The organism is Trichormus variabilis 0441, from assembly GCF_009856605.1.
GTDB lineage: Bacteria > Cyanobacteriota > Cyanobacteriia > Cyanobacteriales > Nostocaceae > Trichormus > Trichormus variabilis.
The window spans coordinates 2,143,068-2,159,786 of sequence record NZ_CP047242.1; the positions used below are offsets into that span (position 1 = coordinate 2,143,068).

Genomic DNA, 16,719 nt, shown 5'->3' on the forward strand with positions numbered 1-16,719 from the left:
CAGTTGAACAGCCTCTCAATAGAGAATAATGCTCTCTCACGCCTAGTGGTTCAATTCACAAGCAAGTTATCATCATCAAGTAGTTTTAAACACTCTGTATGCCCAGAAAAATTTCTTTTGGCCTGATGGCATTATTTATTAGTGTTCAAGTTAGTGTTACCCAGCAACTAGTTAAAGCCCAAACCCCAACTGCACCTACACCCACCACAAAATCTATTTGCCCTGGGGAATTGGGAACAGCCATAGATACAATAGTCAATCGTCCCCTCTTCAATCGAGTGCGCTGGGGTATCTTAGTCAAACCTCTGTCATCTGTGCAGACTCTCTACAGCCGAGACGCTCAGAAATATTTTACTCCCGCTTCTAATGCGAAATTACTCACAACAGCTGCTGCATTACAACAACTAGGTGCAGACTTCCGCATTCGTACCTCAATTTATGAAAATGCCAACGGTAACTTCACTATTGTGGGTAGAGGTGACCCTAGCCTCAGTGATACTCAACTGCAAGCATTGGCAGAACAATTAAAACAGAAGGGTATCACCCAAATTAGACAGTTAATTGCTGATGATACTTATGTTCAAGGGGATATTGTTAACTCGACTTGGCAATGGGAAGATGTGCAATCAGATTATGGTGCGCCAGTTAATAGCTTTATTCTCAATCAAAATGTTTTTGGCTTAAAACTGACTCCTCAAACTGTAGGTAAAACTCCACAATTATCATGGAACGATCCCAATGAAGGCAGACAATGGTTAGTTATAAATAAATCTGTAACAGTGGCAGCAAACCAACCAAGCTATATTGAAGTTACCCGTGATTTAACAGGAAAAGTCCTGCGAATTCAAGGACAAGTAGCAGCCAATTCCACACCATATTTAGCAGAACTACCTGTAGTTGATCCTAATTATTATTTCTTGCGACGTTTACGTACTATCTTCACAACGGCAAAAATTAACTTGGGAACAACATTAGTTGCTAGTAGTACTAATAATCAACAAGAAGTAGCTGCGGTACAGTCGCCACCCTTATCACAATTACTGTTTGAAACTAATCAAAATAGTAATAATCTGTATGCTGAGGCATTGTTAAGGGCATTGGCTTTCAAACAACCTAGAGTGCAAAATAAAAGTACTGCTAATATTGGCTTAGATGTTATTAAAGTGACCTTAGATAAATTAGGAGTTGACCCAACAGGTTATGTTTTGATAGATGCTTCTGGTTTATCACGTCGTAATTTAGTCACCCCTGAGGCTTTAGTACAAACATTACAAGGAATAGCCAAAACACCAGCCGCCAATGTATATCGTGCCTCCTTACCTATCGCGGGGAAAAGTGGTACTTTGAGCAACCGCCTTCGTAATACTCCGGCTGAAGGCATCGTACAAGCTAAAACTGGTACATTAAGCGGCGCAATATCTTTATCTGGATACGTAAATAGCCCTCAATATGAGCCTTTAGCATTTAGTATTATGGTGAATCAATCGGAGCAGCCTGCAAGTGCTTTGCGCCAAGCCATTGATGAGATAGTTGTGTTATTGGCACAGATAAAGCGTTGTTAATTTGACTTTGGTGAAAATGGAAAGTTTGGTAGGGCATGTGAGTATAAATAATTTCTGGGTACAGTTAGATTCCATCGCACTGACGCACCCCAATACTGCTCGATTACACCTCAAAATCACTTCTATGTAGCCTAAGATTATAGTAGCGCGGCAAGCTTAAAATATTGGGTTGTTCAGTGTGAAAAAACCAAAACTTCATGATAATTGATTACTTAACCCAACAAATTAGACTAGACGCGCTACTAGCAGCCTGAAGATATCTGCTCAGTACAGTTACCGAACTTCACTATATTTGGTTACTTTTGTCACACTTTTTTCTTTTTGAGCATCTAAGATTGGATGTATAAGTTCAATCCATAAAATGCTCTTGTAGGATTTTTTATGAGTATTAGAGAAATTGAAATCCGTCAGTTAGAGTCAATAAAGGGGGGGATGGTTGAGTTCTTTACTCCTCAAACAAGTCATGAAACTATGTTGGTGCAAATCGCGCCAAATACTATAGATGATCTGTTCGTTCATAAATCACAAACTGACCAATTACTGGTAGTTAAAGGCCAAGTTGTACTTGTAACTTTAATCAACAAAAAATATAAGTATATTCCCTTAAGTGAAAACCATCCTATGGTAGTGACGATTCCTCCTGGGGTTCTGCACGGTGCAATTAATTTAAGTTCACAACCATGTTTATTGGTGAATGCTGTACTGCGTCATCGACCTCCTCAACCAAGGGACTATATTACTTGTTGTAGACCTTTCCCTTATGATTTGGATGCTGCGACTCTTGCGTTGAAGCAGTTGGAAGCAACAAAGAAAATAGAGGTTCTCGGTACGATACCTACACAGGTTGTTTAGAAAATTTGTCTTGTCATCATTTACGCCCACAGAGTATTTATAGCCCTTTATTTGCCTTAATTAAAACAGGGTCAACGATGAGCAAAGCTGAATCGTTGACTATTGGCTGGGAACTCAGCACTCCCTCACCCCTGCTTAAGTAGAGTACTTACCATTAATTTCCACATAACCCTCTGTCAAGTCGCAACCCCATACAGTAGCCACATCTGCACCAATATTCAAACTAACGTGAATATTGACTTTTTCTTGGGACATAATTTCTTTTAATTTCTCCAAGTTTTCCGCTTGGAAAGTATTAGGATAAACTTGCACTTCATCAAATCTAATTACCACCTGATCTGGATTAATATCCCGTTCATCTTCACATTTGCCTATTGCCATAGCTACTCTTCCCCAATTAGGATCTGCACCATACACAGCAGTCTTAACTAGTGGTGAGTTGACGATCGCTTTAGCTACCCGTTTAGCTTGAGCATAGTTAGCAGCTGAGTCTACAGTCACTTCAATTACCTTAGTTGCGCCTTCGCCATCACGGGCAATCTTTAACACTAACTCATGGGCAATTTCTTGCAACGCACCAGCAAATTCGGCTTCGGGAACTTCACCCGCTAAACCATTCGCCAAAATTACCGCACTATCACTAGTAGAAGTGTCAGTATCTATACTCAGACAATTAAATGTTTTATCTATGGTAGAGCGAAAAATTTGACGCAGTGTATTGACAGAAATTGCTGCATCAGTAAAAAAGAAAGCTAACATTGTCGCCATATTCGGCTCAATCATACCGACACCTTTAGCAATACCCACCAATTGGGCATTACCAACTTGTCGTGCAGCGATTTTAGATACGGTGTCAGTGGTCATAATACCGCGCGCAGCTAAGTCAAAATCAGCAGATGTCAGTTTTTGACCCATTCCTACCAAGCCAGCACGAATTTTTTCTATGGGGTAACGTCTACCAATTACCCCAGTGGAAGCGATCGCCAAATTTTCGGCAGCAATACCAGTTTCCTGTGCCACGAGTTGTATAATCTCCTCAGCATCAGCAGTCCCCACAGCACCATTGGCAACGTTGGCATTTTTGGAAATGATAATAATCCCTTGTGCTTGCCCATTCTGTAAATTTTGACGACTAATAGTCACACTAGGCCCTGCGAAAAGGCTTTGAGTAAATACGCCATCAGCTACACAAGGTACATCTGATCGTAAGAATACGAAATCTTCAGTGGTATCACGTATACCCAAGTTAGTAATAAAGGTACTAAATCCTTGAGGTGTGGAAGATGCAGTTAGTGACATTTTGATCTTTGGAGAGTAAAGAATCTAAGGACTGTTAGCGGTAGCGAGGTGTTAAGCAACTTGCTTGGTAAATAATACCAGCCCTAGCCTTCTCTGGGAGAGGCTAAGATTTGAACAAGGATGTAAATTTTTCAAACCCTACACCCCTACACCCTTACCCCCTCAAATCAAAGGTTCATGCTTCTAGACAGCAACTACTTCACGGTAAACATTTACAAAACAAGCTGATGTCTAAAATTACTGGTGTTTTATTTAGAAAGTTGCTGAATAAGTTAATGGCTTTTCTGCCAGGGAGAGGGGTTATAAAATCATAAAACCTCTTGTTAGAGTGAAATAGCTAGCAGCTGATTTTACACACAGAGCTACAGAGGAACGCAATGCTGATTTTTGAAGAGCATTTTCAAGACAATCGCTGTAGCTGGGTAACACGAGATAGTGAAGAGTGTAGCCTTTGCATGGACGTGAGTCATTATGTATTTGACCATAAACGTGCAGGTGATACATATTGGCTATCGTGGAACTCAGCCGAGTTTTTTTATGAGAGAACAAATTTTCATATTCATATAGTTCTAGAAAAAGCTGCTGGTGTAGATGATCACGGTTATGGTTTTGTCTGGGGATTGTCAGACGTTAGCAATTTCTTTGAGTTCGTGATTTCGGGCAATGGTCACTATCGTATCACTGAGATCAAAGATGGTAACTTTATTAATTACACAGATTGGAAAAGGTGCGATCGCATTCACCGTAGTGACTCAGTTAATCTGTTGGAAATTGCCCGTGTGGGTAATATGGTAGAGTTCTATATCAACAGTACCCTAGTAGATAAATTCCCCGCCGATAAGTTGGTTGATGTCTCAGGGAAAAATTTTGGTTTTGTGATTCATGACAAAATCAAAATGAAAGTTCATAGTTTAATTGTCAGCGCTCCCGATACAGAAAAAGAACCGGTTGGGGGTAATATTGATGCTCGTGATTCCAAGCAGGAGACAAAAGCCTCTTTTGTTGAGCATGACCCCCCAGAAAAGGATACTGTGGAGGCAGTTTTTGCAGACTTAAAGGCATTAGTTGGCCATGAGCAAACGAAGCATCAACTTTTCTCCTTAGCCAACTACTTGAAAGTACAAACGGAACGGAGAAAACGAGGACTAAAAATAGTAGACACTTCACTACACCTGATGCTTTACGGCCCTCCAGGTACAGGTAAAACGACCATCGCCCGTTTAGTAGGGCGTTTATATAAACAACTGGGATTTTTTCCACGGGGACACGTCGTCGAAACCGATCGCGCCGGCATCATTGGCGGTTATATTGGACAAACTGCCTTACGAGTGGAAAGTGCTGTACACCAAGCCATTGGTGGTGTTTTGTTCATTGACGAAGCCCACGCCTTAGCGGCTGAAGATACCCCTAACGATTTTGGCAAGGAAGCATTGCAGATATTAATTAAACGTATGGAAGATTACCGCGATCGCATGGCTGTAGTTGTCGCCGGCTACACTGATGAGATGGATCGCTTATTAGAGTTAAACCCCGGTTTTAAATCACGGTTGAATCGGTTATTTTATCTTGATCACTATACGCCCAATCAGTTGCTATTGATTTTTAAGAAATTCTGTCAAGACAACGGTTATATTTTAGACTCATCAGCCATTATCGTGCTGCAAGCCACCTTTGAGGTCGCCTATGCCAAACGTGACAAAAGTTTTGGTAATGGACGCTTTGCGCGGGCGCTATTTGAACGCAGCATTGAACAACAAGCTAACCGCATCGTCACTCATTTACAGGAGTTAGATGATTACGAAATTAACTTGATTCTTGCTGAAGATTTGTCTTTTATGTAATTGGTTATGAGTGCGCTATATATGGGGCGATCACTGTTAAATATTGTGGAGGCGATCGCAAAAATTTCAAGTTAGGATGAGATAAGCGAGAGAGATTTTATTGTCATGAATAAGAAGACTCAACTACTCGAAGTAATTGCAGCTTTACCAGAGGAATTAGTTGACCAAGCATTAAATTACGTGCAAATGTTGCAAAATCCGATTCAGATTACACCTGGAGTTTGCGGGGGACAAGCGCGAATTAGAAATACACGGATTCCCGTATGGACTTTGGTAGCATATCGTCAACAAGGTGCGCCGGATAAAGAATTATTGGCAAATTATCCTGGATTGACTGCGGAAGATTTAAGTGCAGCTTGGCATTACTACGAACAAAATCCCGAACAAATCGATCGAGAAATTGCCCAAGATGATTTAGTTTAATGGTATTACAATTTTACTCCAATGAAAATTTTCCCATCGCAATGGTAAACTTACTCAGATCGGAGGGACACGATGTATTAACTTCCTACGAAGCAGGTCAAGCAAATCAAGGGATTCCCGACGATGTTGTTTTGCAGTATGCCACAGCGACAGGTCGCATTTTGATTACGGAAAATCGCCAAGATTTTATCGATCTACATCGCACTGCACCAAATCATGGTGGCATAATTATTTTTAAACATGATCGTGATTATGCTGGGAAAGTCAGGGCAATAATTGATCTTTTGGATAAGGATAGTCGAACCTTAGAGAATCGTTTGTTGCGGGTTATGAAGCAAAATATAAAAGCGGTCGGACAGATTTTTTTCGTACAAGAGTATGGTAAAAGTTGATGGCGTGGTTTCTGGCTATCTCCTTTATTATACCTGCGCTCAATTTTTGGCATTCTCAAAATATTTGAGCGCAAGTCGCAACACTCAAGTGATGTTATCCCAAAAATAACTTATAGGCTGGGTTCTGGCTTTCATCCCAATACTGGTAGCCGAGGGAATCAAGAAATGCTTGCCATTCTTCCATTTCCTGCGGTGGAACCTGCATTCCTACCACGATGCGCCCGTAGTCTGAGCCATTGTTGCGGTAGTGGAACATACTGATATTCCAATTGGGACTCATGGAAGCAACGAATTTCATTAACGCTCCAGGACGTTCCGGAAATTCAAAACGGTAGAGTAATTCATTATGGGCTAGGGGAGAGTGTCCGCCCACCATGTGGCGCAAATGCAGTTTTGTCAGTTCATCATCTGTTAAATCAAGGATTTCAAAACCACATTCTGCAAAAGTCTCCACCATGTGGATTTTGTCAGCACGGTTTTGAATCTGCATCCCAATAAAAATATGGGCAATTTTTTCATCAGCAATGCGATAGTTAAACTCTGTCAAATTGCGTCTACCAATACATTCGCAAAACTTCCGCAGACTCCCAGGTGTTTCAGGAATTGTCACTGCAAAGATAGCTTCGCGGCGTTCACCAAATTCTGCCCGTTCTGCAACAAAGCGCAAACGGTCAAAATTCATATTTGCACCGCAGGCGACAGCGACTAAAGTTTGTCCTTGGATTTGTTCTCGTTCTACATAAGCCTTAGCGCCAGCGATCGCCAATGCCCCTGCTGGTTCTAAAATAGATCGGGTATCTTCAAATACATCCTTAATGGCTGCACAGGTGTCATCTGTATCCACCAAAATAATTTCGTCTACATATTCCTGACACAGTCGGAAAGTTTCTTCTCCCACCTCCCGCACTGCCACCCCATCAGCAAATAAACCCACCTGTGACAATCGCACCCGTTTACCAGCTTGCAAGGATTGGTTCATTGCATCAGCATCAACCGGCTCAACCCCAATAATTTTAATTTCTGGACGTAACCGTTTTACATAAGCCGCAATCCCCGAAATCAAACCGCCCCCGCCAATAGCAACAAAAATCGCATGAATAGGTTGCTGATATTGTCTGAGAATTTCCATCCCAATAGTTCCCTGTCCCGCAATTACATGAGGATCATCAAAGGGGTGAATAAATGTTAAACCTTTCTCTGCCTCCAACTGCCGCGCGTAGGCATAGGCATCATCATAGGTATCCCCATGCAATACCACCTCTCCCCCTCGTGCTTTAACTGCATCTACTTTCACCTGGGGAGTAGTAACCGGCATAACAATAATTGCTCTTGTCCCTAGCTGTTTTGCACCTAGTGCCACACCTTGGGCATGATTCCCCGCAGAAGCAGCAATTACACCCTGTGCTAGTAAATCGGGTGTTAGATTCACCATCTTGTTGTAAGCACCCCGCAGCTTAAAGGAAAACACAGACTGCATATCTTCCCGCTTCAGCAATAGTTTATTATTCAGTCTGGCTGAAAGATTGGGGGCATACTCCAGAGGTGATTCCTGGGCAACATCATACACACGAGCAGTCAGAATTTGTACCAGGTAGTCGCAAAGCATGGGGTAGATGAAGTGAGGAGGGCTAGATAAAAGATAATTTTACGTTAAGTTTGTCCCTATGCTTTGGCGATTATTAGCGATCGCTGGCTTTAAAGTTTCTCATGGGCGCTTGTGCGATCGTTGGAGTCTGTTACCGTATAAATAAAAACGAAAGATCAAGGGTTTGGAAAAGGCTGTAGTGGTGTAAATGTTTGAAACCCTTACACCCCTATACCCTTACACCCAGTCTCGACAGACAACCTGTTTGCATAAGTCTTATATAGATTGAGTAACACAAAATCGCCTCACAACATCCATAGGCAAAGATAATGTTGAAATCAATTATTATTTTTATTATTATTGGGCTGGTTATTATTTTGATTTTTATCAGTCCCATCCTGAAAAGTAAACGCAGATATCGGACTAAACAACGTCCATTCCCTCCGCTTTGGAATGCCATTATTGAAAATAATCTGCCTATTTACTTGCGCCTTTCTCCTGAAGAAAGGCGGCGGCTACAAGGGCATATTCAAGTATTTTTAGTAGAGAAACAATTTATTGGTTGTAGAGGCTTGCAGGTGACCGAAGAAATGAAATTAACAATTGCTGCTGTAGCCTGTTTGCTTCTACTTAATAAGCGAGGAGAATATTTCCCTAAACTGCATTCGATTTTGATTTACCCCACAACTTATTTTGTTACTCAAACCGTTGCCATTGATAATTATATTGTTGAAGAAAGGCGTGATGCCAGATTAGGAGAATCATGGACTAAAGACCAACTTATATTATCTTGGGAGCAGATACAATACGATATTCGCAACTGGCAAGATGGACACAATGTTGTTCTACATGAATTTGCCCACCAGTTAGATCAAGAAGATGGTAAAGCTGATGGTGTGCCTATTTTGCCAAACAAATCAGATTATCCCATTTGGTCTAAAGTGATGACCGCAGAATATAAACAACTCTGCAATGATGTTCAGGAAGGAAGAGAGACTAGAATAAATGCGTACGGCGCGACTAACCCCGCCGAATTTTTTGCTGTAGTGACTGAAACATTCTTTGAAAAACCACAGCAATTGCTAGAGAATCATCAATCACTTTATAATCTTTTAGAAGATTACTATAAATTAAACCCTATATATTAGATGTACATAAGAAATTAGTATAAGATTAGGACTCATTTAACTATGTTTAAATATTTTACTACTTTATTAAGTCTATCTTATCTAGAATGGGAGGATTTTTCACGTCTGATATAAAAATATTTTTTTGTTGCTTTTTCCGGCTCAAAAGGAAAATAAAAACAACAGAAAATATACCTGTTGAACAGATGCAACTACCAGCTAAAGGAGATTTCCATATAGCTATGATTGCGCCAGCTACCATTGATACCACACCAAGAGAAAATCCAAAGATTTGTTCTAAACGTCTCTCATACCTTTCTTGTTTGATATCAGAAATTTGCACATCTATCAGCTTTTCCCTCATTTTGTGTCTGTGTTCTTGTTCTCTCTCAGCCATAGCAAGAATTCGGTCAGATGTATTGGGAAGAATACTGTTGTATTGTTGAAGAACTATTGGGGGCGGAAGTGTCTCCATGAAATCTCTCAGTGCTGCATTTATTTGTTGCAACTGATTGTTATCATCTTCAGCCTCAATGTTAGTGTGTTCATTTTTTTCATCAAAATTCGATTCATTCATTGTTAGATAAATATTTTTATTTAGGGACGAATAAAACTCTATTTGAGTAATATGAAAATAGTTGATATTAGCTAGCAGTAAAGACTTTATTAATTATTACGGCGATCGCTCCTACTCATCCTACTCATTCTTTTCTTGCATCGCAGGTTTTCTTTGGATCATGCAAATATGCTGCGAGTTTTATCATTAAAATTCTAGCAATCAGCCATACTCCAGCATAGTCATGTACACTCACAAAATTTCTGATTTTTATTTTACGTAAATTTTATCAATAGCTAAGTAAAATTACGTGATTATTTTTTCTATGAATAGCCCCATATCTAATATTTACAAAAACTATAAAGAAAATTCTATATATTCGATATTCATTTAGGGCAGCATAATAAATAACCTCACACTGGTTTGTTTCTACTGGCTGGTGAATCAGGATGACAAGAATACCTGAGTGCCAATTTGCCAACTTTCAAACCCCACATTAGGATCTATGCAGTTAAATCAGAAGCTCTACTTATACTCAACCCTAGATAATTTTCGATTACTCAACAAAAATTACACCGCCAAAATTATGTTGGTGGCGTTTTTAGGGACTCACATCCCGCTTTTAACTTTACTCTTCAGTTTCGTCATTTCTAATTCTTACTCTTGGGAGATGACAATTAGAGTTTTGGTTATTGCTTTATTCGCTACGTTAATTGGTACGGTTGTTACCCTTTATGCACTTCACCATCTGCTTATTCCCGTCAATTTGACATCCGCTACCCTGCGAGACTACCTCAATAACAAAACCTTACCCAATCTGCCTACAGAATTTGTGGATGAAGCGGGTACTCTCATGGCAGATACATCCCAAACTCTCCACAAATTAGACGAGTTGATTGACTATATCAGCAATTATGACAAACTTACAGGCTTGCCTAATCGGGAGCTATTGCGGGAACGTGTTAATCAGGCTTTATCCCAGCAGTACAGCCAAAAAATGGTAGCTGTAATGGTATTGGGAATTGATGATTTTACTGGCATAAGTCATGCTTTAGAACATGAGCAATCCAATTTACTATTAAGAGCTGTAGGCCAGCGTTTGACCAGTTGTTTAGCTCAGAAGGACATTTTAGCTCATTTAAGTGGAGATGAATTTGCGATCGCCAGGGTAGAAATTCCTTCAATTGAAAGTATCGTTAAGCTTTCACAACTGCTATTATCTGCGCTCAATAAACCTTTCACTATCAAAGGTGACCAGATTCACATCACAGCTAGCATCGGCATCACAATTAATCAACCAGATAATCTTCATGATGTAGATCAACTTTTGCAGCAGGCTCATGTAGCTTTGTATCAAGCCAAGCAACAAGGGCGTAGCCAACACCAGTTCTATTCGCCAGAGATTAACGCCCAACTGCAAGAACGATTAGCCTTAGAGAATGAACTACATGGAGCATTACAGCGAAATGAAATAGTGGTTTATTACCAACCCATCATCGATTTACAGACTCAGCAAATCACAGCCGTTGAAGCATTAGTACGCTGGCAACATCCTACACGAGGTTTAGTATCTCCCGCCAAGTTTATTCCCATTGCTGAAGCCAACGGCTTGATTGTGGAAATTGGCGAATGGGTATTACGCACTGCTTGTCTGCAAAACCGCGCTTGGCAACTTGCAGGACTTCCACCAATACGGATGTCAGTAAACCTATCAGCTCGACAGTTTGAAGAATCAAATTTAGTAGAGCTTGTCGGTGAAATCATACAGGAGAGTGGTCTGCATCCATCATATCTGGAACTGGAAGTCACTGAAAGTTCTTTAATGGCAGACATTCAGCGCTCAGTAACAATACTCAAACAGTTACGAGAATTAGGTGTATGGTTAGCTTTAGATGACTTTGGTACTGGTTACTCTTCTCTCAACTATCTGAAGCGCTTTCCCGTAAATATGCTGAAAATTGATCGGTCATTTGTGCAGGATGTATGTTCTAATCCTGATAGTGCTGCGGTGACTAACGCTATTATTGCCCTAGCAAAAAGCTTACAATTAAAAATTACAGCCGAGGGAATCGAAACCCAACAACAGCTTAGTTATTTACAAAAGCGTGGGTGTCAAGAAGGTCAGGGATATTACTTTGGTATCCCTGCGCCTGCAAACGAAATTACGGAAATATTGCAACCAGAAGAGGCGAAAGAGGCAATGCTCTACGATAGGCCAGGGGTCATTGCAGTCTAATATTTAGCCTCTATATTACATATATCTTCAGACTCTTTGCTAAACAATTCTAATAAACCAACTGTACCCACAAAAAATGTATAGATGCCATATTGAATTGGCATCTTTTTTTTGCTACGAGCATAAAACGCGGCAATTATTCCTTCCAAAAAATGGCAGCTTACAGCAAAGCGCTCAACCCAGAAAATAGGATTTAAAATGCTGGGAATATTGCTATTAGTAACTACTGCATAAATATTCCATAGTTCCAAGCCAATAGCAGTGCTGATGAGAATTGTGGAGATAACTTTAATAATAGATGTGAGTGTTTGCTTTATATTCATTACATTTCTTCAATTTTGCATATATTATCTCACAATCTATATTGGCGATCGCTCAAACACTGCTATTTGAAAGAGGGCATAAAAATGTATCTCCCCTACACCCCTACACTCTTTTGAAGACTTGAAATGAGCTTCTATCCTAACCACTCAGGATTTTTGGCTGTACTGTCAAATTGACTAGTGGTTTTAAACAGTTCATACTCACCTTTGAGAGCTGCTTGGCGAGTCCGATTTAGCAGCGCTCTAACTTGTTCCTGGCTCATGGGTGTAAAAGTGCGTACCGCCTCGAAAGCCTGCTCTAAAATGGGCATACTCTCAATGCCTGTAATCACCGTTGAAGTTGGCAGATTCATGGCGTAATGCAGACATTCAATTGGTTTAACGACATTACTATTAAGAATTTTTTGGTCGCCCATTGATTTCATTCCCAGTACACCAATCCCATCTTGCACCAGTCTAGGTAAAACTTGCCTCTCAAAACTGCGAAAATGAGCATCCATCACATTTAACGGCATCTGTACCGCATCAAAACGGAAGTTATTTTGATTGGCAACTTCCAACATTCTCAGGTGTACTAAAGGGTCTTTGTGTCCAGTAAAACCGATGTAGCGAATCTTGCCAGCCTTTTGTGCTTCCACAACTGCTTCCATCGCACCACCAGGAGCAAAAATCCGGTCTGGGTCTTCCATGCGAATAACCTCATGATGCTGCAACAAATCAATACGGTCTGTTTGCAACCGTTTTAAAGATTCATCAATTTGTTTAGCAGCCGCCGCTTTTGTCCGACCGTCGATTTTAGTCATCAGAAAAGCTTTTTGACGATAACCATCCCGCAAGGCTTTACCCATGCGGATTTCACTACCGCCGTTATGGTAGTCCCAACTATTGTCCATAAAATTAATGCCGCGATCAAGAGCAGTACGGACGAGCCTAATACCCTCTTGCTCATCTTTTGGTCTACCAATATGATGACCACCCAAACCAATCACAGATATTTGTTCTCCGGTGCGTCCTAGCTGTCTGTAGAGCATCTCACCTTTTTTCATCTGAGGTGAAGTAGGCTGATTTTGCGCTAACGCTTGTTTAGCTAAACCTTGTGAAGCAAACACCCCAGCTACACCTAAACCAGAAGCAGAAACTACCTTTAGTAAATATCGTCTGCTAATATCCACAAATTTATCCTTTTGCCACAGTATGACTTGCCCTCATAGCTTTGCATTCTGCAAAATCTGGTGCTTCTAACTATTGAAAGAGAAAAGCGCTCAGGTAGAGATAGATTTGTGATACGAGAGGGGGACTAGAAAGTAAAATATCATCCTGCGTCTGAAAAATGCCGTACTCATATTACAAATAAATAATGTAGAGACGTTGTATGCAAAGTTTTTACAGTACGATATAAAGTGCATCTTCATCAAAAAATTGTATCACAACAAAGGTTTTAACAAACTAGATATTCTCACAGCTAACTTAAACCAAAAAGATTTTCTCTCATAATCCGAAAAATTCACAGGCACAGCAGCCGCAAAATCAGCTTGTAACATTTCCTCGACACTTTTAACAAATTGAGAATTGGCAACAAAACCCATAACTTCAAAGTTGAGAAAAAATGAGCGATTATCTAAATTAACCGTTCCTACACCTGCCATTTCTTCGTCGATGAGTATCACCTTCTGGTGCATGAATCCACGTTTATATCTATATAATTGAATATTCATTGCCTTCATCTCTGTGTAATAAGAAAAGGAACACAAATACACAAGTAAATGATCCGGTCGATTGGGTAAAATAATCCGCACATCTACACCGCGTAGTGCTGCCAATTTCAAGGCTGTCAAAGTGGAATCATCCGGCACAAAATAGGGAGTAGCAATCCAGAGACGAGTTTGTGCTTGATTGATGGTGTTGACGAAAAACAGTTTACAAGCTTTCAACTTATCTGCGGGTCCAGTAGGAAATACCAACGCTGTGTAATCGCTTTCATAATTGGGTTGCACTTGCCAGTTTACATCGATAACTTGACGAGTCGCCCAATACCAATCTTGTAAAAAACATCCTTGCAGACTTTGGACAGTGGGGCCTTGTAACATCATGTGGGTATCACGCCAAGGACTCAAGCGGGGATTTTTACCCAGATATTCATCACTAATATTCAAACCACCAATAAACGCCGTTCTCCCATCAACTACTAAAATTTTGCGATGGTTGCGAAAATTTAATTGAAAACGATTTCCTCTGCCTTTGGTAGTATGAAATGCACTCACTTGAATATCATATTTTTGCAGAGATTTAATATAAAGGTGAGAGATTTTATTAGAACCAATTTCATCATAAATTAAATAAACTCTTACTCCTTGCTTTGCCTTGGCAATTAGAGCATCTTTAAACTCATTCCCAGCTTTGTCATCAATAATAATGTAGGATTGCAGCAAAATATAACTATTGGCAGATGCGATCGCACTCAACATGGCTGCATAGGTTTGCTGACCATTAATTAATAATTTGGCATTATTACCAGATGTAAAAGGAATACCAATACAGGCTTCAGCTAGTAGTTGTAATGGTTCCAATTTTGCCGGAACTGCCACCTGAAATTTTGTAATTTCAATGTAAGTTTGACGAACAAATTGATAATGTTGGGTGTAAACTGAGCGGATGGCTTCAGAATATCCATGAAACTTAGTTCTGCCTAAAATCCAATATAAAGGAATAGCCAGCCAGGGAAAAGTTATTAACGAAATACTCCAACCCACATTCCGCAGGTAAGAGAGGAGATAAATGGTATTTTTGATGAATGACACCATCAGTATCAGAAATAAGAGTACAAGATATTGACCACTGCGGCATAGTGGCAGGGATAATAGACCAAATGTGTTTGGTAGAACAAATCAACCAAATACTAGGAACACACCAGCAAGAAATAGTCAGTCCAGGTCAAGCAATTAAAGCGATGATCCTCAACGGATTGGGGCTGTTAAGTGCGCCACTATACTTATTTGAGAAGTTTTTTGTTGGCAAAGCCACAGAACATTTACTAGGGGAAGGTATAAAAGCAGAACATTTAAATGATGACCGATTAGGCAGAGTCTTGGACAAACTGTATGAAGCCGGGTTAACACAAGTATTTGTGACAGTAGCATTGGCAGCAGCAGAGAAGTTTGGAGTGAAACACGAAAGTTTACACCTAGACTCAAGCTCGTTTCATGTACATGGAGAATATGCAAACAACTCAACAGCAAATGAAGCTTCCCCTGGACAGATAAAAATTATCAAAGGATACTCAAGAGATCACCGACCAGACCTCAAACAGTTTATTGTAGATTTGATGTGCAGTGGGGATGGGGATATTCCTCTGTACCTGCGAGTTGCAGATGGTAATGAAGCCGATTCGGCGATGTTTGCTCAAATCTTGAAAGAATTTCATCAACAATGGGAAATAGATGCGCTATTTGTGGCGGATGCAGCGCTGTATAGCCAAGACAATCTCAAACAAATGGATTCTTTGCGATGGATATCACGAGTTCCCGCAACACTGACGACAGCCCAAATGCTAATGGAGAATATAAGTCAGGAAGCTTTTGTTGATAGTGCAATGACAGGCTATCGGATAGCAGAGTGTGGCTGCGATTACGCTGGAGTCAAACAGCGTTGGCTGGTGGTGGAAAGTGAAGCTCGCACGGAGTCTGATTTAAAGCAACTCGAAAAACGTCTCATCAAGCAACTAGAGCAAGCGCAATCTCAACTACGGCAGTTATCACAACAAGAATTTGCTTGTGCCGCAGATGCGCTACAAGCAGCAAAGTGTTTTGAGACTCAGCAACGCTTTCATCAACTTGCCCATTTGGAAGTTATCGAACACAAACGCCACGCCAAATCCGGCAGACCGCGCAAAGATGCTCAACCACGACAGTCTCATTATCAAATTCGCGCTACTGTTGTCGCCAACGAGGTAGCCATTGCTACTGAAAAACAACGTGCTGGACGATTTATTCTGGCTACCAATGTCCTGGATACTTACCAATTGAGCAATGATGACTTACTCCAGGAATACAAAGCCCAGCAATCGACTGAGCGCGGTTTTCGTTTTCTCAAAGACCCTTTATTTTTTACCAGTAGCGTTTTCCTTAACTCTCCACAACGAGTTGCTGCTTTAGCAATGGTCATGGGTCTGTGTTTGTTAGTTTACTCCTTGGGACAACGGACTTTACGCCAAGCTCTTGCTCAAGCAAAACAGACTATCAATAATCAGTTGGGTAAACCTACTGCTTCTCCTACTTTGCGATGGGTATTTCAATGTTTCATGTCGATTCATCTAGTTACTCTTTCCGGCTTTGAGTACATTGCTAATCTTACTGATGAGCGTCGATGGATTCTTCAATTTTTTGGTGCGCCTTGCCGAAAATATTATCTTCTTACCTGATGCACCTGCGGAATGTGGGCTCCAAGCGATCGCCCCACGAGAAGAACGCACATTCATCACAGCATGGGCAGCATGGGCAATTCCCAAACCATGAACAACAACTGTA

At 40.7% G+C, this 16,719-nt stretch carries 15 protein-coding genes; 9 read left to right on the forward strand and 6 right to left on the reverse strand.

The features are described 5' to 3' along the window. The first annotated feature begins 98 nt into the window (after positions 1 to 98). Together dacB and GSQ19_RS08565 are read left to right on the forward strand one after the other, a co-directional pair. Positions 99 to 1,562 (forward strand): D-alanyl-D-alanine carboxypeptidase/D-alanyl-D-alanine endopeptidase, encoded by a 1,464-nt coding sequence (gene dacB / locus GSQ19_RS08560; protein ID WP_011317540.1) that lies wholly within the window; start codon positions 99 to 101, stop codon positions 1,560 to 1,562. A gap of 381 nt (positions 1,563 to 1,943) precedes the next feature. Beyond that, positions 1,944 to 2,414: a hypothetical protein gene (locus GSQ19_RS08565; RefSeq protein ID WP_011317541.1), complete on the forward strand. Its 471-nt coding sequence runs from the start codon at positions 1,944 to 1,946 to the stop codon at positions 2,412 to 2,414. Positions 2,415 to 2,549: 135 nt separating this feature from the next. Here the strand turns inward: GSQ19_RS08565 and argJ are convergent, their stop codons facing one another. Beyond that, on the reverse strand, positions 2,550 to 3,713 hold the full coding sequence (gene argJ / locus GSQ19_RS08570; RefSeq protein WP_011317542.1) for a bifunctional glutamate N-acetyltransferase/amino-acid acetyltransferase ArgJ: 1,164 nt from the start codon (positions 3,711 to 3,713) through the stop codon (positions 2,550 to 2,552). Positions 3,714 to 4,090: 377 nt separating this feature from the next. Here argJ and GSQ19_RS08575 point away from each other — a divergent pair, with 377 nt between their 5' ends. The 3 genes from GSQ19_RS08575 to GSQ19_RS08585 all read left to right on the forward strand — a co-directional run bounded on the left by GSQ19_RS08575 (position 4,091) and on the right by GSQ19_RS08585 (position 6,369). Continuing rightward, the gene (locus GSQ19_RS08575; RefSeq protein ID WP_011317544.1) at positions 4,091 to 5,554 is read left to right on the forward strand and encodes an AAA family ATPase; all 1,464 of its coding nucleotides are present in this window, start codon (positions 4,091 to 4,093) and stop codon (positions 5,552 to 5,554) included. A gap of 105 nt (positions 5,555 to 5,659) precedes the next feature. Further along, entirely contained in the window at positions 5,660 to 5,977 is a 318-nt protein-coding gene (locus GSQ19_RS08580) for a DUF433 domain-containing protein (RefSeq protein ID WP_011317545.1), read from the forward strand. 41 nt (positions 5,978 to 6,018) lie between these two features. Continuing rightward, complete coding sequence (locus tag GSQ19_RS08585; RefSeq protein WP_235622526.1) at positions 6,019 to 6,369, forward strand: DUF5615 family PIN-like protein; 351 nt, start codon at positions 6,019 to 6,021, stop codon at positions 6,367 to 6,369. Positions 6,370 to 6,463: 94 nt separating this feature from the next. Here GSQ19_RS08585 and ilvA read toward each other — a convergent pair whose 3' ends face one another. Next, complete coding sequence (gene ilvA / locus GSQ19_RS08590; RefSeq protein WP_011317547.1) at positions 6,464 to 7,975, reverse strand: threonine ammonia-lyase, biosynthetic; 1,512 nt, start codon at positions 7,973 to 7,975, stop codon at positions 6,464 to 6,466. Positions 7,976 to 8,283: 308 nt separating this feature from the next. Between ilvA and GSQ19_RS08595 the strand changes: the two genes are divergently transcribed. Then, complete coding sequence (locus GSQ19_RS08595; protein WP_011317548.1) at positions 8,284 to 9,102, forward strand: M90 family metallopeptidase; 819 nt, start codon at positions 8,284 to 8,286, stop codon at positions 9,100 to 9,102. 58 nt (positions 9,103 to 9,160) lie between these two features. On the opposite strand, the gene GSQ19_RS08600 is transcribed toward GSQ19_RS08595, so the two are convergent. Next, on the reverse strand, positions 9,161 to 9,658 hold the full coding sequence (locus GSQ19_RS08600; RefSeq protein ID WP_011317549.1) for a DUF2335 domain-containing protein: 498 nt from the start codon (positions 9,656 to 9,658) through the stop codon (positions 9,161 to 9,163). A 484-nt stretch (positions 9,659 to 10,142) separates the two neighbouring features. Between GSQ19_RS08600 and GSQ19_RS08605 the strand changes: the two genes are divergently transcribed. Next, positions 10,143 to 11,873, forward strand: a complete 1,731-nt coding sequence (locus tag GSQ19_RS08605; protein ID WP_011317550.1) for a putative bifunctional diguanylate cyclase/phosphodiesterase — start codon at positions 10,143 to 10,145, stop codon at positions 11,871 to 11,873. On the opposite strand, the gene GSQ19_RS08610 is transcribed toward GSQ19_RS08605, so the two are convergent. From GSQ19_RS08610 to cls, 3 genes are all read right to left on the reverse strand, one after another. Continuing rightward, positions 11,870 to 12,196 (reverse strand): hypothetical protein, encoded by a 327-nt coding sequence (locus GSQ19_RS08610; protein WP_011317551.1) that lies wholly within the window; start codon positions 12,194 to 12,196, stop codon positions 11,870 to 11,872. The two genes, GSQ19_RS08605 and GSQ19_RS08610, sit on opposite strands and share 4 nt — an antisense overlap. A gap of 134 nt (positions 12,197 to 12,330) precedes the next feature. After that, positions 12,331 to 13,368 carry an aldo/keto reductase gene (locus GSQ19_RS08615; RefSeq protein ID WP_011317552.1) on the reverse strand — a complete coding sequence of 346 codons (1,038 nt, stop codon included), beginning with the start codon at positions 13,366 to 13,368 and terminating at the stop codon, positions 12,331 to 12,333. A gap of 252 nt (positions 13,369 to 13,620) precedes the next feature. Continuing rightward, positions 13,621 to 14,997 carry a cardiolipin synthase gene (gene cls / locus GSQ19_RS08620; RefSeq protein WP_104009884.1) on the reverse strand — a complete coding sequence of 459 codons (1,377 nt, stop codon included), beginning with the start codon at positions 14,995 to 14,997 and terminating at the stop codon, positions 13,621 to 13,623. Between cls and GSQ19_RS08625 the strand changes: the two genes are divergently transcribed. Together GSQ19_RS08625 and GSQ19_RS30245 are read left to right on the forward strand one after the other, a co-directional pair. After that, positions 14,988 to 16,613 carry an IS1634-like element ISAva4 family transposase gene (locus GSQ19_RS08625; RefSeq protein WP_011317554.1) on the forward strand — a complete coding sequence of 542 codons (1,626 nt, stop codon included), beginning with the start codon at positions 14,988 to 14,990 and terminating at the stop codon, positions 16,611 to 16,613. The genes cls and GSQ19_RS08625 overlap by 10 nt on opposite strands. Continuing rightward, positions 16,579 to 16,707, forward strand: a complete 129-nt coding sequence (locus tag GSQ19_RS30245; protein WP_255449137.1) for a hypothetical protein — start codon at positions 16,579 to 16,581, stop codon at positions 16,705 to 16,707. The genes GSQ19_RS08625 and GSQ19_RS30245 overlap by 35 nt, the downstream gene beginning before the upstream one ends. Positions 16,708 to 16,719: the final 12 nt, after the last annotated feature.